Annotated in this window: 18 protein-coding genes, 1 tRNA gene and 1 pseudogene; 10 read left to right on the top strand and 10 right to left on the bottom strand. The window is 64.9% G+C overall.

What is annotated here, in order from left to right; translation table 11 throughout:
• Positions 1–369 precede the first annotated feature (369 nt).
• Positions 370–455: transfer RNA gene (locus B8446_RS12630), tRNA-Leu, on the bottom strand.
• A 66-nt stretch (positions 456–521) separates the two neighbouring features.
• Here B8446_RS12630 and lipB point away from each other — a divergent pair.
• Positions 522–1,229 (top strand): lipoyl(octanoyl) transferase LipB, encoded by a 708-nt coding sequence (lipB, locus tag B8446_RS12625; RefSeq protein ID WP_148505985.1) that lies wholly within the window; start codon positions 522–524, stop codon positions 1,227–1,229.
• On the opposite strand, the gene B8446_RS12620 is transcribed toward lipB, so the two are convergent.
• Complete coding sequence (locus B8446_RS12620) at positions 1,213–1,821, bottom strand: LolA family protein (protein ID WP_048850144.1); 609 nt, start codon at positions 1,819–1,821, stop codon at positions 1,213–1,215. The two genes, lipB and B8446_RS12620, sit on opposite strands and share 17 nt — an antisense overlap.
• Positions 1,818–2,147, bottom strand: coding sequence for a BolA family protein (locus B8446_RS12615; RefSeq protein WP_048850142.1), 330 nt, complete (start codon positions 2,145–2,147; stop codon positions 1,818–1,820). The genes B8446_RS12620 and B8446_RS12615 overlap by 4 nt, the downstream gene beginning before the upstream one ends.
• An 83-nt stretch (positions 2,148–2,230) precedes the next feature.
• Between B8446_RS12615 and B8446_RS12610 the strand changes: the two genes are divergently transcribed.
• From B8446_RS12610 to B8446_RS12600, 3 genes are read left to right on the top strand one after another with little or no spacing between them, the layout of a single operon-like run.
• A complete protein-coding gene (locus tag B8446_RS12610) occupies positions 2,231–2,839 on the top strand; it encodes a J domain-containing protein (protein WP_048850140.1) in 609 nt (202 codons plus the stop codon).
• A gap of 54 nt (positions 2,840–2,893) precedes the next feature.
• Positions 2,894–3,910: a cobaltochelatase subunit CobS gene (gene cobS / locus B8446_RS12605; RefSeq protein WP_048850138.1), complete on the top strand. Its 1,017-nt coding sequence runs from the start codon at positions 2,894–2,896 to the stop codon at positions 3,908–3,910.
• Between the two features lie 4 nt (positions 3,911–3,914).
• A complete protein-coding gene (locus B8446_RS12600; protein ID WP_084712321.1) occupies positions 3,915–5,804 on the top strand; it encodes a cobaltochelatase CobT-related protein in 1,890 nt (629 codons plus the stop codon).
• Here B8446_RS12600 and B8446_RS12595 read toward each other — a convergent pair.
• Complete coding sequence (locus B8446_RS12595; protein ID WP_048850137.1) at positions 5,785–7,206, bottom strand: pyridoxal phosphate-dependent decarboxylase family protein; 1,422 nt, start codon at positions 7,204–7,206, stop codon at positions 5,785–5,787. The genes B8446_RS12600 and B8446_RS12595 overlap by 20 nt on opposite strands.
• Before the next feature lie 56 nt (positions 7,207–7,262).
• Positions 7,263–8,075, bottom strand: a complete 813-nt coding sequence (locus B8446_RS12590; RefSeq protein ID WP_048850134.1) for a DUF1217 domain-containing protein — start codon at positions 8,073–8,075, stop codon at positions 7,263–7,265.
• 178 nt (positions 8,076–8,253) lie between these two features.
• On the opposite strand from B8446_RS12590, the gene B8446_RS12585 reads away from it, so the two are divergent.
• The 3 genes from B8446_RS12585 to B8446_RS12570 all read left to right on the top strand — a co-directional run bounded on the left by B8446_RS12585 (position 8,254) and on the right by B8446_RS12570 (position 12,057).
• Positions 8,254–9,732 carry a circularly permuted type 2 ATP-grasp protein gene (locus tag B8446_RS12585; RefSeq protein ID WP_053053865.1) on the top strand — a complete coding sequence of 493 codons (1,479 nt, stop codon included), beginning with the start codon at positions 8,254–8,256 and terminating at the stop codon, positions 9,730–9,732.
• A gap of 17 nt (positions 9,733–9,749) precedes the next feature.
• Positions 9,750–10,700 carry an alpha-E domain-containing protein gene (locus B8446_RS12580; RefSeq protein ID WP_373277149.1) on the top strand — a complete coding sequence of 317 codons (951 nt, stop codon included), beginning with the start codon at positions 9,750–9,752 and terminating at the stop codon, positions 10,698–10,700.
• A 76-nt stretch (positions 10,701–10,776) separates the two neighbouring features.
• Positions 10,777–12,057, top strand: coding sequence for a hypothetical protein (locus B8446_RS12570; RefSeq protein WP_148505984.1), 1,281 nt, complete (start codon positions 10,777–10,779; stop codon positions 12,055–12,057).
• A gap of 19 nt (positions 12,058–12,076) precedes the next feature.
• Here the strand turns inward: B8446_RS12570 and B8446_RS12565 are convergent, their stop codons facing one another.
• The 4 genes and pseudogenes from B8446_RS12565 to mfd form a co-directional block, all read right to left on the bottom strand.
• Entirely contained in the window at positions 12,077–12,871 is a 795-nt protein-coding gene (locus tag B8446_RS12565; protein ID WP_048850170.1) for an SDR family NAD(P)-dependent oxidoreductase, read from the bottom strand.
• Between the two features lie 153 nt (positions 12,872–13,024).
• Positions 13,025–13,579 (bottom strand): annotated as a pseudogene (locus tag B8446_RS12560) (class I SAM-dependent methyltransferase); the annotation flags it as partial.
• A gap of 12 nt (positions 13,580–13,591) precedes the next feature.
• Positions 13,592–13,756 (bottom strand): hypothetical protein, encoded by a 165-nt coding sequence (locus B8446_RS16635; protein ID WP_241767775.1) that lies wholly within the window; start codon positions 13,754–13,756, stop codon positions 13,592–13,594.
• Between the two features lie 42 nt (positions 13,757–13,798).
• Positions 13,799–17,275, bottom strand: a complete 3,477-nt coding sequence (mfd, locus tag B8446_RS12555; RefSeq protein WP_241767782.1) for a transcription-repair coupling factor — start codon at positions 17,273–17,275, stop codon at positions 13,799–13,801.
• A gap of 159 nt (positions 17,276–17,434) precedes the next feature.
• On the opposite strand from mfd, the gene recG reads away from it, so the two are divergent.
• Together recG and B8446_RS12545 are read left to right on the top strand one after the other, a co-directional pair.
• The gene (gene recG, locus B8446_RS12550) at positions 17,435–19,621 is read left to right on the top strand and encodes an ATP-dependent DNA helicase RecG (RefSeq protein ID WP_048850168.1); all 2,187 of its coding nucleotides are present in this window, start codon (positions 17,435–17,437) and stop codon (positions 19,619–19,621) included.
• 176 nt (positions 19,622–19,797) lie between these two features.
• Entirely contained in the window at positions 19,798–21,450 is a 1,653-nt protein-coding gene (locus B8446_RS12545; protein ID WP_148505983.1) for a putative bifunctional diguanylate cyclase/phosphodiesterase, read from the top strand.
• A 21-nt stretch (positions 21,451–21,471) separates the two neighbouring features.
• Here the strand turns inward: B8446_RS12545 and B8446_RS12540 are convergent, their stop codons facing one another.
• Positions 21,472–22,473, bottom strand: coding sequence for a lipid A deacylase LpxR family protein (locus tag B8446_RS12540; protein ID WP_048850164.1), 1,002 nt, complete (start codon positions 22,471–22,473; stop codon positions 21,472–21,474).
• Between the two features lie 369 nt (positions 22,474–22,842).
• On the opposite strand from B8446_RS12540, the gene B8446_RS16730 reads away from it, so the two are divergent.
• Complete coding sequence (locus B8446_RS16730) at positions 22,843–23,523, top strand: cold-shock protein (protein ID WP_084712320.1); 681 nt, start codon at positions 22,843–22,845, stop codon at positions 23,521–23,523.
• The last annotated feature ends 107 nt before the right edge of the window (positions 23,524–23,630 follow it).

Below are 23,630 nucleotides of genomic sequence, written 5' to 3'. Positions count from 1 at the left end.
TCAATAGACTAAGGCGGACGTCGACACGCGACATCGCCGCACGAGATGATGAGACGACAGCAAACGCAAACTACGCCCCCATCAGCCCGGCAACAATGTTACCGAAACTCACGACGACGCACGCCCACCTGATTTCCGCCTTAACGGGCGCAACCGGTGCTGGCAAGCAAGCTGGTCTGGCCGTGCCAACCTACCTGCGGGCATGGTGCGGCAACATCATGGCAGATGCCGCATAACGCCGATTGCACAACGGTTACATCGCGTAACCGTTGCAGTTCGTGATCTGATTTTTTCGTGAAAACCCGGATCGATGACGCAAGGCGTCAATCGATCGGGGTATCAGAGTGAGATGATCCATATGGGATCATCTGGTGCGGTCGAGAAGACTCGAACTTCCACGGGGTTGCCCCCACAAGCACCTCAAGCTTGCGCGTCTACCATTCCGCCACGACCGCATCGTGACAAGCAGTGCCCTGATGGGTGATACCGCTCGGTGGAGGGGCCTATAACCGATGCGCAGCATGCCCGCAATCGCCACAGATACGATTCTGAACGAAATCTCGTGGCGAACTGAAAAAACGCTGGTCGACTACGAGACAGCACAGAACGCGATGGCCGAACGCGTGGCCGCCATTCGTGCCGGGACAGCCGCGCCGCAGGTATGGTTGCTGGAACATCCGCCACTTTACACGGCCGGAACGTCGGCGCGGCCGGAGGATCTGTTCAATCCGCGGGGTTTTCCGACCTACGCGGCCGGAAGAGGCGGTCAATGGACCTATCACGGGCCGGGACAGCGAATCGCCTATGTCATGCTTGACCTGGCCAATCCGTCCCCTCCCCTCAGACCGAAAGACGTCAGGGCCTATGTCGCGTCCCTCGAGGCCTGGCTGATCGAGACGCTCCGACGTCTCGACGTCGTCTCGTTCGTTCGCGAAGGCCGTGTGGGCGTCTGGACGCACGATGTGGAAAACGGCCGTGAGGCCAAGATTGCCGCGATCGGCGTGCGGATCAGTCGATGGGTGTCCTGGCACGGGGTTTCGATTAATTGCGACCCGGACCTGAGCGATTTCGGCGGTATCGTGCCGTGCGGCCTTCCGGAATTCGGCGTCACCAGTCTGGCCAAAATCAGACCGGACCTGACTATGGCCGATCTTGATCGAGCCCTGGCCGAGGCCTGGCCTGTTGTGTTCGGCTCCGCGCCTCGTCCCGACCTCACTGCGGGTCGTTGAACGTTCCCTCCGGGAAGCCCGCGACCTTCGTCCAGCCAGTGAAGTGAAGCACAAGCTCGTGGCCGCGGGCATCGACGCCATCCAGCCCGAGCAGCGAAAGGCCTGTGGCCGCGTCGGCAAATTGCAGGGTCAGCCGCCCCTGAGACGGATTATCCGCCTCGCTGACGGACAACTGCAGCCAGCCCCGCCCACGCTGCACCGATGTTACGGCGATCCCGCGATCGAAGCGGACCGGAGTGCGCAGCAACAGGCCGAGCGGATTGCGCGACAGCGAGAGCCTCGTCAGCGAACCGCTGGCTGCATCCTGAACGACGATATGGCCGTGACCTGCGACCATCTGCATCGGACGCGGCGCGCCATAATCGACGCGCATCATCCCCGGCACGTAATCCAGTGTGCCGGTGCTTGCCGAACCATCCGGCCAGGTCTGCACCACCTGGGCACGCATCGGCCCCATGGCGGCGAAGTAGCGCTCGACACGCCGCGCATCGGCCTGCTGATCGGACGGCAGACCCGACAGGCCGCCCTGCGCACAGCCCGCGAGTGCCGCCAGTGCGACGATCTGGGCGACGATCTGAAAAGCCCGCCTCATGCGTGATCTGCCACGTCGAGATGCAGGGACAGGGCATGCAGCCCGGTCGCGAACTCGTCCTTCAGCAGATCGTGTACGAGACGATGGCGCTGGACCCGGCTCAGCCCCTCGAAGCGCGCACTGGTCACGAGCACATCGAAATGCGTCTCGCTCCCCTCGGGATGGCCCCGCATGCCGGCATGATGGGCATGGCGCGCGCTGTCGTCCTGCACGTCCAGAACCGTGGGCGCCAACGCATCGCGCAGAATGGCCGCGATCCGGCGTGCACGCGGGCCGTCGCCCCGCCCTGTCGTTCCGTCATCTCCGGTGCCGTGAACATGCGCCATTGTTTTCCCGCTTTCCTTCTCTGCCGATGCTGCCAAGGCAGACCTTGCGTCATCCGGCTCGCGACGCACATAAACGTCCAACCATGATACGCAAGGCAACCCGACATCGTGCGTTCGACCCTGACCCGAACGCTCCCCAGCAGTGCTGCGACATGCCCGGTTGTGACCAGCCGGCGGGCTATCGCGCGCCGCGCGGGCGCGATGCGCTGAACCAGTATTTCTGGTTCTGCCTCGAGCACGTCCGCGAGTACAATGCGAAATGGGACTATTACAAGGGCATGACGCCCGGCCAGATCGAGGCCCATATCCGCGCCGACACCTCGTGGCAGCGGCCGACCTGGCGGCTGGGCAATCGCGGCGGCGCCGTCTTTGACGAAGACGAGGTCCTGGACCCGCTGGACATCCTGGGCGCCGGGCGCCAGCAACGCGCGGACCAGGCGCGCGCCCGCGAGGCTGGCCGCCCACGGGCGCCGGAGCCCCTGCGCCAGCCGCTGGACACGCTCGGGCTTGGCTGGCCGTTGTCGCTCGACGAGCTGAAGTCGCGTTACAAATCTCTTGCCCGGCAACATCATCCGGACGCGAATGGCGGTGACCGCGCTGCGGAAGAACGCCTCAAGGAGATCAACGTGGCCTACACTGCGGTGCGGGCCCACCTTGCAACCGCACGCCCCGATCTGCAGACCGCCAGCTGAATTCGGTGGACACCACCGCCATATGACAGACAGACGAAACTGGACCAGCATCTCATGAATGACTTCGCAGCCACCGATACACCGGAAGCCGTCACGACCCACGATGGCGGCGCACCGCCGACCTCCGTGCTTGGCCTTCCCGATGTAAAGGTCTCGGCCCGCGAGACGTTCGGCGTCGATTTCGACATGGAGGTCCCGGCGTTTTCGGTCCGTACCGAACATGTGCCTGATATCGATACGACCTACCGCTTCGACAGCGACACGACGCGCGCCATCCTGGCAGGCTTCGCCTACAACCGCCGCGTCATGGTCCAGGGCTACCATGGCACTGGCAAGTCATCGCATATCGAGCAGATCGCGGCCCGCCTGAACTGGCCCTGCGTACGCATCAACCTCGACAGTCACATCTCGCGCATCGATCTCATCGGCAAGGATGCGATCGTCCTGCGGGACGGCAAGCAGGTGACCGAGTTTCGCGAAGGCCTGCTGCCGTGGAGCCTGCAGCATCCCTGCGCACTGGTGTTCGACGAATACGATGCGGGCCGCCCCGACGTGATGTTCGTCATCCAGCGTGTGCTGGAGGTCGAAGGTCATCTCACGCTGCTCGACCAGAACCGCGTGATTCGTCCGCATCCGGCATTCCGCCTCTTCGCCACGGCGAACACCGTAGGCCTGGGTGACACGACCGGGCTGTATCACGGCACGCAGCAGATCAATCAGGGTCAGATGGACCGCTGGAGCGTGGTCACTACGCTGAATTACCTGCCGATCGAGCAGGAGGCGGCGATCGTGCGCGCCAAGATCGGTGCCGACGCCGAAAAGCCGGCTGCACGTCAGCAGATCGAGCGCATGGTGGCGCTGGCCAATCTTACGCGCGCGGGCTTCATCGCGGGCGACATTTCGACCGTGATGTCCCCTCGCACGGTCATTGCATGGGCCGAGAACGAGCGCATCTTCGGCGATCTTGTCTATGCGTTCCGTGTGACGTTCCTGAACAAGTGCGACGAGGCAGAGCGTTCGATCGTCGCCGAATACTACCAGCGCTGCTTCAACCAGAACCCGCTGGCCTGATTTCATGTCCAGACGTCCGATTCCGAAAGCTCCGGCGGTCGCGCCGAAAGCAACGGACGCCGGCCGGCCGGGCCAGGTGCCGACGCCGCCCGGCGATGAAGCCAGCGAGGCATTCCGCCGCGTAACGGCCGCAACGCTGCGCGCCATGGGCGGCGAGCCGGAGACGATGGTCTCGTTCCAGGGTGCGGCGAACGCACCTGCGAAGCCGGGCGAAAGTGCGGTTCAGTTGCCGTTCGTGCCGCGTGGCATGCCAGCGGTGGAGATCGCGAAGGTCCGGGCTGCGGCCGACAGCGCGGCCCTGTGGATCCGTCACCATGACCGCGCGCTGCATGCGCGTCTCGCGCCGCCGGAGACTGCGGCACGTGATGCGTTCCTGGCAATCGAACATGCGCGCTGCGAGAGCTTCGGCGCACGGCATATGGCAGGTGTTCAGGCCAATCTGGACGCGAAATGGGCGCAGGAATGCCGTGCTGCTGGGTGCGCACGCATGACCCAGCAGTCGGACATGCCGGCTTCGATGGCGCTTGGCCTGCTGGCACGCGAGGCGATGACCGGAACGCCGGCGCCGCGCGAAGCAGGTCCCGCCCTTGCCGCGTGGCGGGAGGCGCTGACGCCCGAGGCCCACAAGGCTCTTGCCGACATGGCGCGCACGCAGGGCGATCAGGCCGCATTCGCACGCGCGTCCGGTGCGCTGCTCGGTGCCTGCGAGTTGACCGAAGTGCCGGCCGAGGAAACCGAAACTACGCCTGACGACGCCGGCGAGGACGAATCGCCTGACGATGACACGCCCGAAGGCCAGGCGATGGAGCAGCCTCAGCCGGGGCTCGACGAGGACCAGGCGGCGCAGCCCGAAGCCGCCGAGGGCGAGGAAGCGCAGGAAGGCGACGGCGAACCGGGCGAAGACGCAACGGGATCCGAGCAGCCGGCCGGCCCGCAGGCAGGTGACGACCTTCCGGAAGCGGATTTCGCACCGATCCCACGATACAAGGCCTTCACGACCGAGTTCGACGAAGAGATCGGCGCGGAAGCGCTTTGCGACACGGGCGAACTCGACCGGCTCCGGCAGCAGCTGGACCAGCAGCTCGCAAGCCTGCAGGGCGTGGTGTCCCGTCTGGCCAACCGTCTGCAGCGCAAGCTCATGGCCCAGCAGCAGCGCTCCTGGGAGTTCGATCTTGAGGAAGGCATCCTCGACGCCGGGCGTCTGTCGCGCGTCGTCGTCAACCCGACGCTGTCCCTGTCCTACAAGAACGAGCGCGAGGCGGAGTTCCGCGATACCGTCGTGACCCTGCTGATCGACAATTCCGGATCGATGCGGGGTCGGCCGATTACGGTTGCGGCCATGTGCGGCGACATCCTGGCCCGCACGCTGGAGCGCTGCGGTGTGAAGGTCGAGGTACTGGGCTTCACGACGCGTGCATGGAAAGGCGGCATGAGCCGCGAGAAATGGGTCAAGGCCGGCCGTCCCGAGCAGCCCGGACGCCTGAACGATTTGCGTCACGTCATCTACAAGGCGGCCGACAGCCCGTGGCGCCGCTCACGGCGCAATCTTGGACTGATGCTGCGCGAAGGCCTGCTGAAGGAGAACATCGACGGCGAAGCCCTGCAGTGGGCTTACCGTCGCCTGCGCCGCCGCAGCGAGCACCGGCGCATCCTCATGGTGATCTCCGACGGCGCGCCGGTGGACGACAGCACGTTCTCGGCCAATCCCAGCAACTATCTCGAACAGCATCTGCGCGACGTCATCGAGACGATCGAGAGCAGCCGGGACGTGGAACTCGTCGCGATCGGGATCGGCCATGATGTGACACGCTACTATCGCAGCAGTGTCACGCTCAGTAACGCCGAAGAACTCGGCGGCACGATGATGCTCAAGCTCAGCGAACTGTTCGCCTGAGCACCGCCAGGCGGAGAACCTCGTCGAGCATCCGGTCGGCATCCCGATCGGTCGTCCGGTGATTGACGATCGCCGCCCGGATCGCGAGCCTGCCGGCGATGCGGGTCGTCGACGGTGCGGCGATTCCGCTCTCATGCAGATCCTCGATCAGTGACGCGACCTGCGTGTCGTCCAGATCGCGAACACTGAAGCAGACGATGTTCAGCGTGACAGGCGCCAGAAGCTCGAACACAGGCTCGGCCAGAACGCGGGCTTCGATATGGCGCGCCACGGCGCAGGACCGATCCACGACCTCCGCCATCCCACCAGCGCCGAAATGCTGAAGCGTCATCCAGACTTTCAGCGCCCGGAAGCCGCGCGAGAGATCCGGTCCAAAATCGCAGAACCACGGCGCATTGCCCGCAAGCCCACGCTCCGCGCGGGTCAGATAATCGAGCGACTGCGCGAATGCGGCCGCATGTGCTTCCGCATCACGTACCAGGATGCAGCCGCAATCGTACGGAACCTGGGCCCATTTGTGGAAATCGAAGGCCAGACTGTCGGCTTTCTCGATTCCATCCAGAAGCGGTCCATAGGTCGGCGAAAGCCGCGCGAGCGCCGCGAATGCCGCGTCCACATGAAACCAGAGCCCGTGATCGCGCGCGACACTCCCCAGGGCCTGAAGGTCATCGACAGCACCGCAATCGACCGTTCCCGCCGTGGCAACGACCATGAACGGTCGCAGGCCTGCAGCCCTGTCGGCGTCGATCATCTCTGCCAGCACATCAGCCCGCATGCGATGCTGTGCGTCTGTGGGTACGATCCGCAGCGCGTCCGTGCCAAAGCCTGCCAGATCGAACGCGCGGGCCACGCAGCCATGCGCCGTCGCTGCCGCATAGCCGACCAGTGAAGCCGCGCCCACGCCCCGCGACCGAAAAGCGGGGTCCGCCTTGCGGGAGGCCGTGATCACCGCGATGAAATTCGCCATCGACGATCCGGTGACGAGCACGCCGGAACTGTTCGACGGCATCCCGACCATCTCGGCCGCCCAGCCGATCACGGTGCGTTCCACCTCGACGGCCGCGTGATCGCGACCGCCGCAGTTCATGTTCAGCCCCGCCGACAGCATCTCCGCCAGCATGCCGGGCATCGTGCCGCCCCCATGCACCCAGCCCATGAATCCCGGATGCGTGTTCCCGGTCGGGTAAGGTGCCACGAGCGACTGAAAACGATCATAGACGTCCGGCAGCGCCGCGCCCTGCCGTGGCAGTTGCGCATTCCGGACGTCGCTGCGAGCCGCCTGCGGCATGGGTTGCCAGACCGGCCCCTCGCCTGCCCGTTCCGCCCGGTCGAACATGTCGTCCAGCATCCGGTGGCCCAGCGCACGCAACGATGTCCAGTCCGCGGGATCCAGCCCAGCCATGCATGCCTCCGTTATCTGCGGAGCGCACCCTAGTTCGCCGGACGGCCCGACTCCAGTCAGCTGAACAGTGAAAGCAGCGATGTGCCGCTGCCCGAGCCCGTGAACAGTGAAACGATACTGTTGTTGTCGCTGGACGCACCATAGAGACTCAACATCGTCGCGGGCGTCGTGGTCGCTTCGGGCTGGAACTGCAGGATGGCCAGATATTGTTCGGCGTATTTCTGGATGCCGGCCGGTGTCGAAAAATCCGACATGTTGATCTTGGGCGTCAGCAGCCGCACCTGTTCATTGTAATCGAGCGCGCCAAACTGCGTCGGATCGAAGCCTGCAACGGTTTCCGCGACCTTCAACAAGGTCGAGTCGCCCATAATCTGCTGAAGGCTCGTAACACCCTGCATCGCGCGGGTAAAATACAGGGCGTTCCCAAGACCCGGCGTCTCGGTCTGGGCGTTCTGCTCGAACTGGGCCGTGACATATTTCTGGGAAATGGCGTCGACCGTGGAACTCGACGAAAAAGGCGACGGCGACCAGCTGGAAAACGCTTCGGCAAATGACTTCCAGGCAGCATTCCCCGACTTCGCGGCAAGCGACGATGATGATGTCGGCGACTGGGTCAGCAGATCCCGCACGACAGCCGTCTGGCCGGACAACGACGACAGCCCGTAGGCTGACAGAACGACATTGAGCGCGCGGTAATTGCCGAGAAGATCCTGGGCCGACTGGATGTCCGGCGCGACTTTCTGAAACGCTGCCAGATCACCCTGAGTCTGGGGACTCGTCCTGGCGTAAGCGTTGGCAGCCTTCGTCTCGTCCTTGATATCCGCCAGATATTGCGGGATCGCCGGCATGGCCGAAACGCTTGTGGACACCTCGCTCTCCCCTGCCCGGCACGCCCGACCGATATGTGTATCCGCCCTTCGTTAAGGCTTCCCTAACGACGCTGCGCAACTTCAGGGAAAGCATGCCGTATAGGCTTTAAAAGCGCTTGCTTTCGAATGCGTAACGCTCTGACTATGAGAAGACGGAACGCCGCGAGAAGGAACCATGATGACGTCGGACAGCGGCCAGACCCAGCAACAGACCGCACCACCGCAGCGCCTGCTCGACGGATACGACGCCGGACAAACCTTCTGCGAATTTACCAGGCGTGGCGATGCGCCCCCTGTCATCGAGATGTTGCGCGAGCGGCTTTCGAACATGGATCCGGCACGACTGGCCGAGCGTGCGCGAATCGCCGAAGCGGAGCTGTTCAACCTCGGGATCACCTTCACCGTATACACGGAGCGCGATGCGATCGACCGCATCCTGCCGTTCGACCTGATCCCCCGCGTCATCACGGCAGCCGAATGGACCCACCTCGAACGCGGATTGCGCCAGCGGGTCAATGCGCTCAACCGGTTCCTGTGGGACATCTATCACGAGCAGCGCGTCATTACCGACGGCATCATCCCGGCCTCCCTCGTGCTCGACAATCCGAATTTCCGCCCGGAGATGCGGTGGTTCGATCCGCCATGTGGCACCTACGTGCATATATGCGGCACGGACATCATCCGGGATCAGAGCGGCAAGTTCGTAGTCCTCGAGGACAACGCCCGCACCCCCTCCGGCGTCAGCTACGTGATCGAGAACCGGCACATGATGCGCCGCTGCATGCCCGATCTGGGTGCAGAGCTTGATATCCAGCCTGTCGATGAATACGGCCTGCGCCTCCAGCAGACGCTCGCGTCCGTCGCACCGCCCGGAATCGATCATCCGGGGATCGTCCTCCTGTCACCCGGCACCTACAACTCGGCCTATTTCGAGCATGTCTTCCTGGCCCGGGAGATGGGCGTGCCACTGGTCGAAGGGCGGGATCTGTTCGTCGATGACGACCGCGTCTTCATGCGGACGATCTCGGGTCCCCGGCCCGTTCATGCCATCTATCGCCGGATCGATGATGCCTTCCTCGATCCCGAAGCCTTTCATCCCGACAGTCTTCTCGGCGTGCCCGGCCTGATGCGCGCCTACAAGGCCGGGAACGTGACGCTGGCCAATGCGATCGGCACGGGGGTCGCGGACGACAAGGCGGTGTACGCCTATCTCCCTCGCATGATCCGCTACTATTTCGCCGAGGAACCGATCCTCGACAATGTCGAGACGCGGATCTGCGCCGAGCCCGAGGACCTGCAGTATACGCTCGACCATCTCGCCGAACTTGTCGTCAAGCCGGTCGGCGAATCAGGCGGCTACGGCATGATTATCGGCCCGCATGCGACGCAGGCCGAACTCGACGCATTTCGGATCAAGCTGAAAGACGATCCCGACAACTACATCAGCCAGCCCGTCATCCAGCTCTCGACCGCGCCGACCCTGATCGATGGCCGTCTCGAACCCCGCCATGTCGACCTGCGACCCTTCACGCTGACCGGGTCCGAAAGCTGGGTTCTGCCGGGCGGCCTGTCGCGCGTTGCACTGCGTCGCGGATCGCTCGTGGTCAATTCGTCGCAGGGCGGCGGCTCGAAGGACACATGGGTGCTGGCGTCATGATGCCGCTGATGGACCCCATGCCGAATATGCTTCTGTCGCGCTATGCGGAGAGCATGGTCTGGCTGGCGCGCTACATGGAGCGCATCGAGAACCTCGCGCGGCTGATCGAGGTCACGGAAGTCTTCGTGCGGCTGCGCTCGGCGACCAATGGATGGCAGTGCATCATCGACATCAACTGCGATGACGAGGTGTTCCGCTCCCAATACGATCGTGTGACGGCCGAGACCATCATCCGCTTCTATGTCCTCAACCGCGACAATCCGAACTCAATCTGGTGTCTGGCCAGCGCGGCGCGCGAGAATGCCCGCGCATTGCGACCGCTGATCTCGACCGAGATGTGGACGCAGCTGAACGTCTTCACCAACTTCATCCTCAGCCTCCGCGCCGACGACATTCCGCTGGCCCGCCTGTCGCAGCTATGCACCCGCATCAAGCAGGATTGCCAGACCCATACCGGCGTGACCGAAGGCACGCTGTATCGCGACCAGGCATGGCTTTTCTACGCAATCGGCAAGCAGATCGAGCGTGGGGACCAGACAACACGCCTGATCGACATCAAATACCACGCGCTCCTGCCGACCGCGGAAGGCATCGGTTCGGAGACCGATCTGAGCCAGTGGACGGCCGTGCTGCGGTCGGCGGCAGGCTATCACGCGTTCCGCCGTCTGATGCCAACCCGGATGGATCCGGCCGGGGTCGCGGGCTTCCTGCTGATGAACGAAGCCTTTCCCCGGTCGCTTGCAACAGCCCTGCGCCATATCCATCACGCCCTGGGTCTGCTGCGTACCGACCATGGCCTCCGCCGCGCCGCCCCTATCATCGAACGCGTCGAGCATCTGCGTGCGCTGCTGAGCGGACAGACGATGGAAGAAATCATCATTCGCGGCCTGCACGAGTTTCTGGACGGAATGCAGGGCGAACTGGCGACGGTCCAGAGCCTCGTCGCGGACGCATTCTGGCGCACGTGATGACGCATCGACATGGCTGGCACCATGGCGCCTTCATGGTTCAAGGATTGCGGGAAGACGAGATTCGGGCCAGATCATGCGGATGATTGTCGCTCGCCCGCTTCGTGCCTTCCTGCCGCTGATGCTGACCACGACAGCCCTTGCCGCGCCGGTGCCGCAGGCAACGGACAGCGCCTCCAGCGCGAGCGCACCGGTCCAGTCGCAATCATTGTCTTCCACGACCGCACCAGCGGTGTCGGCCGTTCCCGCAACGCCGTCTGTCACGGCGCCCACGTCGAATCAGGCAACCAGCGACACGGCTGCCCCATCGAAGACAACGCGACCGGGAGCCACGCAGAACGACACGACACAGCCGGGCGTGCCTCAAGCACAGGCACCCGCGACCGTGCCTGTGCAGCCGGTCCCTGCACAGCCTACACCCGTGCAGCCCAAACCGGCGGCGCCGGTTGCTCCTCAACCGGTACCGGAAACAAGGGTGCAGGCCGCGCCCGCGCCTGTTGTCGATGCCACCCCGCCGCTTCCGACGTCATGCCTGCAGATCGCAACCGACTCCGCCCAGAGCGGCGAAGGTGCGTTCGATGCGACGCAATATATCGCAACCGTTCCGGGCACCGATATCCGGCTGACGATCTCCCGTCTCGACGTCGACGATCCGGGCCATCATCTTTCCGCATCCGATGCGCGCGGCCTTGCGGCCCTGGCAGCGCTCGGCGCGGTGTCGGCCGCGGGAGGCCGCACGCCCGCAGGATGCCAGGACGCGACCACGAGCGCACTGGCGCACACGTTGTCGTCAGATGTCGCGGCAGGTGCTGCGCCACATATCGTATGGCGCGGCGTGGCCCTGCAGCATGGCGCGCACACCATGACGGCGACGGAAATCGCCGCGAACGTCCGCCCCGATGACGGCAGCGGCTTGCTGCGATTGACTGCAACGGCCAATGGCGTTGCCGAGACCGGCGCGGATCGCGTGATACCGAGCCAGGCCTCCGTGGATCTTTCCGCGCCTGCCAGTGCGATTGCGAGCATCGGAGGACTGAGCACCCCGATTCCCGTCACGGTCCGCGCATTGCACGTCACGGTCCCGGCGCCATCGGGAGATGTGACCCTGGAAGGGAACGGGCGTGCGACCGTCGCGCCGGATCCGCATGACACGAACGCCGATGGCCGGGTCACCGTCACGAACCTGCCCGCGCTGATCGACGTCGCACGTCATAGCGGACAGTCGATGCTGACGACCGCGATGTCCGTCGGCCAGCTGGTGGGCCACCGTTCGGGTGACCAGACGAGTTGGGACATCAAGTATGCGGACGATCTGATCCTGATCAACAATATCCCCCTGCCGCTCAGCGTTCACTGAGCGACCGGGGCACGTATCCTCAACCGGGGTTGCGGAGCAGGCCGCCTTCGGCACGCAGCGCGGCACCCGACGTCGCGGAGGCAAGCGGCGAGCAGACATAGGCGACCATGTTCGCGACCTCCTCCGGCTCGATCAGACGCTGGATCAGGGAACTCGACCGGTGTTGCGGAATGAAGCTCGCCTCGATCTCTTCCGCTGTCTTGCCGGTCTTTTCGGCGGCCTGACGGAACATTTCCAGCACGCCTTCCGTGCGCGTCGGCCCCGGCAGCACGGAATTCACCGTCACTCCTGTCCCGGGCACGCTCTCGGCGATTCCGCGCGCGATCGCGATCTGCGCAGCCTTGGTGAACCCGTAATGGATCATGTCGGGCGGAATGTTGAAGCCGGACTCGGACGAGATGAACACGACCCGTCCCCACTTCCGCTCGACCATCTTGGGCAGATAGTGCCGCGTCAGCCGCACGCCGCTCATGACGTTGATGTCGAAGAAGCGCTGCCACTCTGAGTCGGGCGTGTCTTCAAACGCACCCTGTGTGAAGATCCCGAGATTGTTGACGAGAACGTCCACGGCGGGGTGGGCGTCAATGACGGCGGCGGCACCTTCCTCCGTTCCCAGATCGGCGACGAAGCCAATGACGTTGGCACCCGGAACGTCCCGGCGTATCCCTTCGGCCGCCTCCTCCGTCCGGCCCTGCCCGCGACCGGTCAGAATGACCCTGGCACCAGCTTCCGCGAGACGCTTGACGATCGCAAGTCCGATACCGGACGTGGCACCGGAGACGAGCGCTGTCTTGCCCGACAGATCGAGTTGCAGCATGGCGCAAACCTTTTCCTGATGACGTTGATATCCGACCGAACACGGAAGGCTCCGCGTGGTTTCAGTCAGCGCGTCAATAGTTCCACAAAACTCGAACTTAGTCTAATCCCGCCGGCTTCCCGCGCATGAACCGCATCAGACAGGTTTGGCTCAGGGGCGCAGTGCGGAAATCAGCAGCATCATCGGTCGCTCCCGCTCTTCCGAGAGCGTCGGTTGGGCTGCGATCTGCTCATCCGTCGGCGCGAATTCCTCGACCCGTCGCAGCGAAAATCCCGCGTCGAGGAGAATGTTCAACGTCGTTCCAAGCATCCGATGATATTTCAGGATGTTCGGTGCGAACCAGTCCGTGCGCCGCTCTCCCTCGGTAGCATAGCCGTTGACTGGCCATGTCTTGCGCCCCTGACGGTCAAGTTCCCATCGAGGGTCGGCGGCAGCGATATAGATCGGGTGCTCGATGGTGAAAACGAGCGCGCCCCCCGGCGCCAGCGACTGATGGATCTCCCGCACAAGGCGCGGAAAGTCCGCCACGTAATGAAACGCCAGGGCGCTGTAGACGAGATCGAAGGCTGCGGACGGGAGCGTCGCTGTTTCCAGATCGGCAGTTCGATAATCGATCGCGGAGTCCGACGTCATTTCGCGGGCCCGCGCCAGCATGTTCCGTGACAGATCAAGGCCGAGCACGGACGCGGCACCCTGCGCCCGGCTCCAGCGGGCGAATCAGCCGAACCCGCAACCGAGATCCGCTACGCGTGCACCCGCCAGAGGTGGAAGCATGTCAGCAATCGCCGGCCACTCGGGCGCGCCGTCCAGACCGTGGACCTGACGCGGCAACGTGCTGTAGCCCGCAAAGAACTCCGGATCATCATAGATGTTCTGCGCCATCCGTCATCCTTTCCAGAGCCACGCATACCGAGCCTGCCGCGATCAGACGGCCTCGGCTTTTTCGACGAGCCGGTGCAGGACACCCACCACCTTTTTCGCCTGCGTAACACGTTGTGCGTTCGTCATCTCCCGCACGATGGCAAGCTTGTGGTCCGGCCTCAGCTTGGCCCCTGCGGCGGCATTCTTGCCGACCCACGCGATGAGCCCGCCCGGATTGCGGAACGACTTGCCGCGGAACTGGATCACCATGCCCTTCGGCCCGGCTTCCAGCCGCTCGACGCCCGAACGGCGGCACAGACGCTTGATCGCCACGACATCCAGCAGGTTCTCGACCTCCGGCGGCAAGGAGCCGAAGCGGTCGATCAGCTCGGCCCGCATCGCCTCGACCTCGGCTTCCCCGTCCAGACCCGCAATGCGACGATACAGACCAAGTCGCACGGGCAGGTCGCGCACATAGGTTTCCGGAATCAGCACCGGCAGGCCGAGTACGATATTGGGCGTCCAGTCCTCGTCCTCGATCCGCTTGCGATCCTTCTGCGCCCGCATCTCGGTGACGGCATCCTCAAGCATCTGCTGATACAGCTCGATGCCAACCTCCTTGATATGCCCGGACTGCTCGTCGCCCAGCAGATTGCCCGCGCCGCGCAGGTCGAGATCGTGCGAGGCCAGCGTGAACCCGGCCCCCAGCGTGTCGAGCGTCTGCATGACTTCGAGCCGCTTTTCCGACGCCGGCGACAGGCTGCGGGTCTGCGGCCAGGTCAGATAGGCATAGCCGCGCTGCTTGCCGCGCCCGACCCGCCCGCGGAGCTGATAGAGCTGGCCCAGACCGAACATGTCCGCCCGGTGGATGATGAGCGTATTGACGGCGGGCATGTCGAGCCCGCTCTCGACGATGTTGGTCGACAGCAGGATGTCATACCGGCCTTCCGAGAACTCGGTCATGACCCGTTCCAGCTCGGAAGGTGTGAGGCGTCCATGCGCCTGCACCGTCTTCGCATCCGGCACGATTTCGGTCAGGCGGGCCGCCATGCGGTCCATGTCCTCGATCCGCGGGACCACGCAGAAGATCTGCCCGCCACGGAACCGCTCGCGCTGGATCGCCTCGCGGATCATCACGCTGTCGAACGGCGTGATGAACGTGCGCACCGCAAGGCGGTCCGTCGGCGGGGTCGCGATCAGGCTCATTTCCCGCACGCCGGTCAGCGAGAGCTGGAGCGTGCGCGGCAGCGGCGTTGCCGAGAGCGTCAGCACGTGCACATCCTCGCGCAGCGCCTTGAGCTTTTCCTTGTGACCGACGCCGAAATGCTGCTCCTCGTCGATGATGAGCAGGCCGAGATCGGCGAAGGAGATCGTCTTAGCCAACAGCGCATGGGTTCCGACCACGATGTCCACCGTGCCGTCAGCCAGCCCCTTGCGCGTCTCAGAGGCCTCCTTGGCGGTTGCCAGACGCGACAGCTGCCCGATCCGGACCGGAAAGCCATCGAAGCGCGCGGTGAAGGTGCGGAAATGCTGGCGCGCGAGCAGCGTCGTGGGCACCACCACCGCAACCTGGACACCCGACAGGGCAGCGACGAATGCGGCGCGCAGCGCCACCTCGGTCTTGCCGAAGCCCACATCCCCGCAGACGAGCCGATCCATGGGACGGCCCGCCGACATATCCTCCAGAACATCCGCGATCGCGCGGCTCTGGTCATCGGTCTCCACGAACGGGAAGCGGGCGCAGAACTCGTCCCACAGACCTTCCGCCGGCGCGAGCGTCGGCGCGTCACGCATGGCGCGCATGGCCGCCGTCCGGATCAGTTCGCCCGCCATGTCGCGGATACGCGACTTCATCTTGGACTTGCGGGCCTGCCAGGCCATGCCGCCGAGCTTGTCGAGTGCGACACCCGACTGCTCCGAACCGAAACGCGACAGCAGTTCGATATTCTCTACCGGCAGGAACAGCTTCTGGCCGCCATCATACAGCAGCCGCAGACAGTCGTGCGGCGCGGTGCCGACGCTCACGGTCTCGAGCCCTTCGTAGCGTCCGATGCCGTAGTCCTGATGGACGACCAGATCGCCTTCCGCGATCTCGGAGGCTTCCGAAATGAACTGTGCCGCCCGGCGGCGCTTGCGCTGCGGCCGCGCGATTCGCTCGCCCAGCAGGTCCTGCTCGGAGACGAACGCCATGTCGTCGGCAACGAAACCGCGATCGAGCCCGAGCAGCACGAGGCCGATCACGGGCTTCGCGGCCGGTCCCGGTGGCAGGGCGCGCACCTGCGCCCAGTCGTCGCAGAACGCGCTCGCTATGCCATGTTCGCGCAGAAGGCTGGCGATCCGCTCGCGCGAGCCGCGTGTCCACGCTGTGACGAACGTCGCCCGGCGCTGCTGGGCCCATGCCGCAGCCCGCTCCGCAAGGAACGGAAAGACGTTTTCCCGCCCACCTTCGCTGGCCGCACGATCCTTCGTGCTCTGCGCGAAGATCGGCGCGGGCCGCCCGCCAGCGTCGATCCCCGACGCGCCTTCGGCTTGTGCGAAGGGGCTGAACAGGGCACACGGCCCGCGCGCCAGCGTCTCGCGCAGATCGACCCGATCGAGATAGAGCGCCGACGGCAGCAGCGGCCGGTATGGCATCTCGCCCTCGCGCGCAGGCGTGCGACGCGCTTCGTAGTGATCGGCGATCATCTCGATCCGCCGCGCGAACGCCTCCGGCGCCTGCTGATCGAAGCTGATGAAGGCGCCCGGCAGGTAGTCGAGCAGCGTTTCCATCTTGTCGTGGAACAGCGGAAGGTAGTGCTCGATCCCTGGATAGCGACGCTGGTCGGAGACGTTCTCGTACAGCACGTCGCCCATCGCGGCACTGCCGAAGGCCTCGCGATAGCCTGTACGGAACCGGCTGACACTGGCAGCGTCGAGCGCGAATTCGGCCACGGGACGCAGGATGAGGCGATCGATCGCTTCCGTGGACCGCTGCGTCGTCACATCGAACCGCCGGATGTTCTCGACCTCGTCACCAAAGAGATCGAGACGGACCGGCTCGGATTCGGCTGCGGGAAACAGATCGAAGATGCCGCCCCGCGTCGCGAACTCGCCCGGCTCCATGACTGTATCCGTGCGGCTGTAGCCATTGGCGACCAGCAGCTCCATCAGGAAGGCCTGATCGAGGGTCTCCCCTGCAGCCACGGACAATGACTGTCCCGCATAGGCGGCACGCGGCGGCACACGCTGGATCAGCGCACCGATCGTGGTCAGGACGATGCGCCCCGCAGGTGCTGGTTCCAGCAGCCGCGTCAGTGCGCCGGCGCGCTCGGCAACGATCGCGGGGTTCGGCGAGACCCGGTCATACGGCAGGCAGTCCCACGCGGGAAAGCGGACAACCTCGATCTCGGGCGCCGCGAATGACAGGATTTCGGCAATGGCAGCCATTGCCGCGTCGTCCCGTGCGACGTGTACCACCGGGCCGTCGTGCTCGCCGACACGCCGCCGGAGGAGAAGCGGCACATAGCCGTCCGGCACCCCCCAGACCGTCGGGCCCCACATCGAGCGGTCAGCCTCGAGATGGCCGAACGTCAGTTCCGTCTCGCTCATCGTGCGCTCTTTGCCTGCCATTCGTCTCGGGCCGATGCCACGCGGCATATCCGCGCCCTGGCCACGGTTTCGTTTTGTTCCATTCCGGCGTTGTCCTATAGCCTTGCCGCCATGACCTGTCAGCCCATCCCGGACGTACAGCCGGCCACGATTCGCGATCCCGTCGCCGAAATCGCGCCCCTGCTCGCGCCGCTGTCCGGGCTCACGGGCATCCCACCCCGCCTGGCCCCGCTGCTGACGAAGCTCGTCGGCGGCAACCGCGTCGTCGACCTGCTCTTCCACCTGCCGACCGATGTCATCGACCGTCGCGACACGGTAATGCTGTCCGTGGCCCGAAACGCGCGACAGCCGGGCGCCGTTCTGACCGTGACCGCGACAATCACCGGGGTTTCGCACCCTGCACGACCCAGACAACCGCTTCGGGTCCATGTCCGCGACGAAACCGACGAAGCCGAACTCGTCTTCTTCGGGCCAAACGCGGCACGCAGGCTGCGCGCGGGGGATGTCATCGCCGTGTCCGGACCGTTCGACCTGTACGCCGGCCGGATCGTCTTTCGCAGTCCGGACTATGTGGTGCCGGCGGCACAGATCGAGAGGATCCCGCTGCTGGATCCTGTCTGGCCGCTGACGGCAGGCGTGTTTCACTCCTCAATCGCGAACGCCATGCGTCGTGCGCTGGCCTGCCTACCGGAAGCGCTTCCGGAGTGGCTGGACAAGGAGCTCGTCCGGCGCCGGCGATGGCCCGGTTTTGCCCAGGCCATCCGGATCCTTCAGTCGCCCGGTGCTGTGCGCGAGGTGCTCGATGCCACGCACTGGGCCAGCATTTCGGAGCGTGCGCGGTCACGCCTCGCCTGCGACGAAGTGCTGGCGGACCAGCTCTGTCTGGCGCTCGCCCGTGTCGCCGCCCGCAATCGCGCCGGACGCGCCATGTCGGGCAACGGGACACTGCGCACGGAAGCGCTCCGCCGCTTCGGCTTCGCCCCCACCGGCGCGCAAACGCGCGCGGTCGGACAGATCGGCCACGACATGGCCCAGCCGCGGCAGATGATGCGCCTGCTGCAAGGCGATGTCGGCGCGGGTAAGACACTGGTCGCAGCCCTCGCCATGTTGCAGGCGGTCGAATCGGGCGCGCAGGCAGCCCTGATGGCGCCCACCGAAATCCTGGCCCGCCAGCATTTCGCAACGCTCGAGCGCCTATGCCCGACAGAGGTTGCCTTCCTCAGCGGGAGCGTGACCGGTCGTATGCGACGGGAGGCTCTGGCGCGGATCGCTGATGGCCGTGCGCGGATCGTCGTCGGCACGCACGCCCTGTTCCAGGACAAGGTCGCGTTCGCCGATCTCGGGCTCGCCGTCATCGACGAGCAGCATCGTTTCGGCGTGGAACAACGCCTCGCCCTTGGCGCAAAGGGCCTGTTGCGTGCCGATGGGTCGGCAGGCGTGCCTGCCGACATCCTCGTAATGACCGCGACCCCTATTCCTCGCACATTGTTGCTGACCCAATGGGGCGACATGCAGGTCAGCCGCCTGGACGAAAAGCCGCCGGGCCGCTCGCCGGTCAGAACGTCCATTCATCCGATGGCCTCGCTGAACGAGGTCACGGCCGGCATCGGTCGTGCGCTGGCGCAGGGCGTGCAGGTCTTCTGGGTCTGTCCCCTGATCGAGGAAAGCGCCAAACTGGACGCCGCCGCGGCCGAGGCGCGCTGGGCGTCGCTGACGCAGATCTTCCCCAAGCTGGGCGCGGACGGGATCGGGCTTGCTCACGGACGGCAGGACATCGCGGTGCGTGAAGACGCGCTGCTGGCGTTTCGCGAGGGCCGTACGCGCTGCCTGGTGGCGACGACCGTCATCGAGGTCGGTGTGGACATTCCAAGCGCCTCCGTCATGGTGATCGAGCATGCAGAGCGATTCGGACTCGCTCAGCTGCATCAGCTTCGCGGACGGGTCGGACGCGGCCACGCACAGTCCTTCTGCCTGCTGCTCTTCGATGAACAGGCCGCGCAGACCGGGCGGCGGCGTCTGGCGCTTCTGCGTGACACCGAGGACGGATTCGTCATCGCGGACGAAGACTTCCGGACGCGGGGCGGCGGCGATCTCGCCGGAAGCCGACAATCCGGCCTGCCGGGCTTCCGGCTGGCAACCGGCGCACGTCTGGATCTGCTGGTCACGCTCGCGGCCCAGGACAGCGCACGGGTGATCGACACGGATCCGGGATTGAAACAGCCGCGCGGTCAGGCGATACGATTGGCTCTTGCGATGTTCGACCGTGCGACGCCGGGACGAATTTTGAGCGCAGGATGAGCCACAAAATGGTTGTCCTCACAACAATTAACGGTATTTTAACCCGTTAGGCGATATTCTGTAGCGTGTCCGTGCGTTCCGGCGGTCAAATTTCCCAGAACAGGGTCTGATGTGCGTCCTATGAACATCGAATTCACACTCAAGGCCTGTCTTTCGATGTCCGGGCTGTATTGCCCGTGACAGCGCACGGTCTTCCCGCGGATATCCAGGATCAGGCGCTTCTCGTGCTGCGCCTCGCCATGCGTGCCCTGAGCTGCCCCGCCGCCGGCATCCTGTCCCTGACGTCCGAGGGCGAGGTCATCTCGCTCCGCACGGCCGGTGCCGTGCCCGCACTGGCTGTCGCGACCATCCGCGAAATCGCCTCGTCCGAGAACGGGGTCATTCTGGAGCCGCCGGAGGCCGGGGGCTGGTCGATTGCGGGCATTCCGTTGTCCTACGGAAGTGCCCGGAACGACGTGCTCGTCGCCTGCTCGTCGCCCGGCGATCCCTTCGACGACAGTCAGATTCCGGCGCTGCGCGATCTGGCCGACAGCGCGTGTGCTATGGGCGTCGTATCGTCTTCGCCTGTACCGCGCGGCATGCCCGGAGACACAGCCGGCCGCATCGAGGCGGCCCGACGTCTCAATACACTGATTGGTCCCGATTCGGCCCAGCGCCCACGTTCGCTCGGTCTCCTCCGCATCGACATCGACCATCTCGCGCGCCTGAACACGCATCACGGCTGGGATGTCGTCGACACCCTGATCGCACAGGTGGCCACCCGCATTCGCACGGCGGTCCCGGCGGACAGCCTGGTCGCCCGCTATGGCGGTGGCAGCCTCGCCGTCATCACACCGACCGATCTCAGCGCGACCAATACACGGTCCAGCGTCGTTGCGATCCTCAAGCAAATGAACGCGCCATTCATTGTCGGCGACCTCGAAATCAGGCTCTCGGTTTCGCTCGGCTGGGCCATGTATCCGATGGACGGCGACACGCCCGATGACCTTCGGAGCGCCGCCAGCGCCGCGCTGTCGCAGGCCGTGCGGGAGGGCGGCGGCCACGAGCAGCGCGCCAACGTAGAGCTGACGCGATCATATCGTGCAGCCCGCACGCTCGAGCAGGATCTCTCTCACGCCGTTCATCATGACGGCCTTCATCTCACTTGGCTCCCGACGATCGAGACCGGAAGCGAGACGGTTGTCGCGTTCGAGGCCCTTTCCCGCTGGGACAGACCGGGTCATGGCCCCGTCTCGCCGGACCTGTTCGTCCAGTGCGCGGAAGAGGCTGGCCTGATTGAGGCGCTGGACAGCTGGAGCATGACGAGCGCATGCCGGGCCGCCGTCGGGTGGCCTCAGCCGCTGCGTGTCTGTGTCAACATTTCCCCGGTCTGGCTGTCGAACGGCCGGCTGGCGCGACTCGTCGAGCATGTCCTGCAGGAAACGGGTCTGGCGCCGGAACGCCTGCAGATCGAGCTGTCCGAGCACCGCTCCTTCGGCTCGTCACGTATTGCGCATCAGGAGTTGTCGCGGGTTCGTGCGATTGGAGCCCGGATCGCGCTCGATGATTTCGGCGCGGGCTTCTCCTCGCTCAACCGACTGGGGACGCTGCCGATCGATCAGATCAAGCTCGACCGCAGCTTCGTGCAACGCCTTGGTGGCGACTTCCGCGTTGACGAAATCCTGGGCGCCACGCTGCGCCTTGCAAGTGCGCTGGGTGTCAGTTGCTGCGCCAAGGGCGTGGAAACGGAGCGCCAGCTTGCGTTTCTGGACGCACATGGCTGCGACGAGGTTCAGGGTTTCCTGCTCGGCCAGCCCGTCGGCGACCGGCTCATGCCCCTGACCGCCTGAGACGGCCAGGGACGCGTCGGCTCAGAATTTCACCGACAGTTTCAGCGACCCGTAGTTGAACATCCCGGCCTTCTGGGTCTTGAACTCGGCGCTCTGCCAGTTCTGGCTGTAGGAGAGACGGACGCCGTGCCACATCACGGCGACACCGGCATGGATCATGCCCACATCCCACGTCTTGTCGACGTGTGGCGCATTGTCGCGCGCCGTGCTGCCCTGAAGCGACGAATCGTAGGCCACGGCCTGCCCTTCGACACCACCATAGAAATACCAGGCAACCGGCCGGGTGGCGACGAATGCGTCGGTGCCGTCAGTGCCCGGCCCGATCGTCGCATTGCCGAAATCGCTGTCGAGTCCCTGCCCGATGCGGAACGTCCCGGCGGCATCGGCATAGGTACGATAGTCGCCCGCGGCTCCGGAGACCGCTGGCAGGATATCGGCGCCAAATCCGTACAGGTTCACGATCGGCAGGCGCCAGATACGTCCCGCCTGGATCTGGAAGATGGGCTGGTTCGCAAGCTGGTGGGACCAGCCCTGGTTCTTTGTATCGCCGATCGCGCCATGGAAGCCGTTCTGAAGCTGCCGCCCCAGACCCGCAGGTCCCATCACGCCGAACTGGATACCGAACACGCTGCGTGACAGGTCCGTATCGTTGATAAGATTGACCGTCCCGAGCAACAGGCTCGAATACGGGCGGTCACCAACCGCAGGTGTTGCGACCTGGGTATCGCGCGGCGTGAAGATCAGCTGCTGGACACCGACGCTCATGCGCGTCACGCCCTGACCCAGAATGATATGGTTCAGGTCCTCGAACGGCTTGGGCTGGTTGTCGGTGCCGGATGTCCAGTTGAACCGCAGGCCGGACGTGTAATACTGGTCGGATGTGCCTTTGAAGGTCGAGACGGCATCGTTCTCACCCTGCAGCGTCCAGGTCCCGTAGGGATCCTGCAAAGGCGTTGCATGCGCGCCTGCGGTCACGCCAGCTGCAAGACCGAAAGAGACGCAGGCCAGCAGGACCTTCCGCATCGAGGCGGTCAGTTGACGCGCCGGTTTGAACTGGATGCAACGCGCTGTCATGTTTCTCGAAATGCCCCCAAAGCCTGACCACCGCTCCGGACGACGACATTTCTGAATTCGCGTCGATACGGTAACACTTCTTCTCTAGGTCATGCATGTGGGACCGCGCAAGCGCAGGGGGCGCGATATCGGCGGCTGGCAGGTCTCGCGAGAATTCGCAAGTCTCGCGTTTTCGTGTGGTGAAGCACCGCGCGATCATGCTACAGCATAGGGGTGAGACAGGCATCGACCGTCGTGGTCGCCGTCTTTCATGTAACAGACCCCAGTGCGGCGGGCCAGATTGAACGCTCCCTGCCGACAGACTTCGGGATTAGACCCTTGAGAAGCAACCGACCCGACCGCAGCCCACGCTCCCGCCGCGGCGGATTTGACGACGATTTCATGTCGTCGCCCCCGACCTTCGGCGACCGTAATACCAGCAGCGCGCCCCCGCGCCGCCAAGGCGGACCGCAGGTGATCGCGTCCGGTCCCGAACTCAACGCCACCGTGAAATGGTTCAACGGCGAGAAGGGCTTCGGCTTCGTCGAACTGTCCGATGGTTCGGGCGACGTGTTCCTGCACGCCAACGCGCTGTCCGGCGCCGGCCATGACAGCGTCAACCCGGGCGCCACGCTCGCGGTGCGCATCGGTCAGGGTCCGAAGGGCCGCCAGGTTGCCGAGGTGATTTCCGTCGACGAGAGCACGGCCGAAGCGCCGCGCCCGCGTGGCCAGTTCGCCGGCGCGCCCGGTGGCGGTGCACCGCGCTTCGGTGGTCCGCGCCCCGGCCGCCCCGCTCCCGACCTGTCGCAGGCACAGGAAGTGCGCGGTATCGTCAAGTGGTACAACGCGACCAAGGGTTTCGGCTTCATCACGCCGGAGAGCGGCGGCAAGGACATCTTCATCCACGCGTCCGCTCTGGAGCGCTCGGGCTTGATGTCCCTGAATGAAGGCCAGGCGACCAACGTCAAGGTCGTGCAGGGCCAGAAGGGTCCGGAAGCGGCAGCGATCAGCCTCGACTGATCCTCAGCTCCAGCGAGCCTGTAAAAGAAGCGCCGCTCCGAAAGGAGCGGCGCTTTTTATTTGGGCTTATACCAACGGCTATAGCTTCTGACCTGTGTGAGCCCATT

The organism is Tanticharoenia sakaeratensis NBRC 103193 (assembly GCF_000963885.1).
GTDB classification, from domain to species: Bacteria; Pseudomonadota; Alphaproteobacteria; order Acetobacterales; family Acetobacteraceae; genus Tanticharoenia; species Tanticharoenia sakaeratensis.
This window is presented reverse-complemented; position numbering and strand designations above follow the sequence as displayed.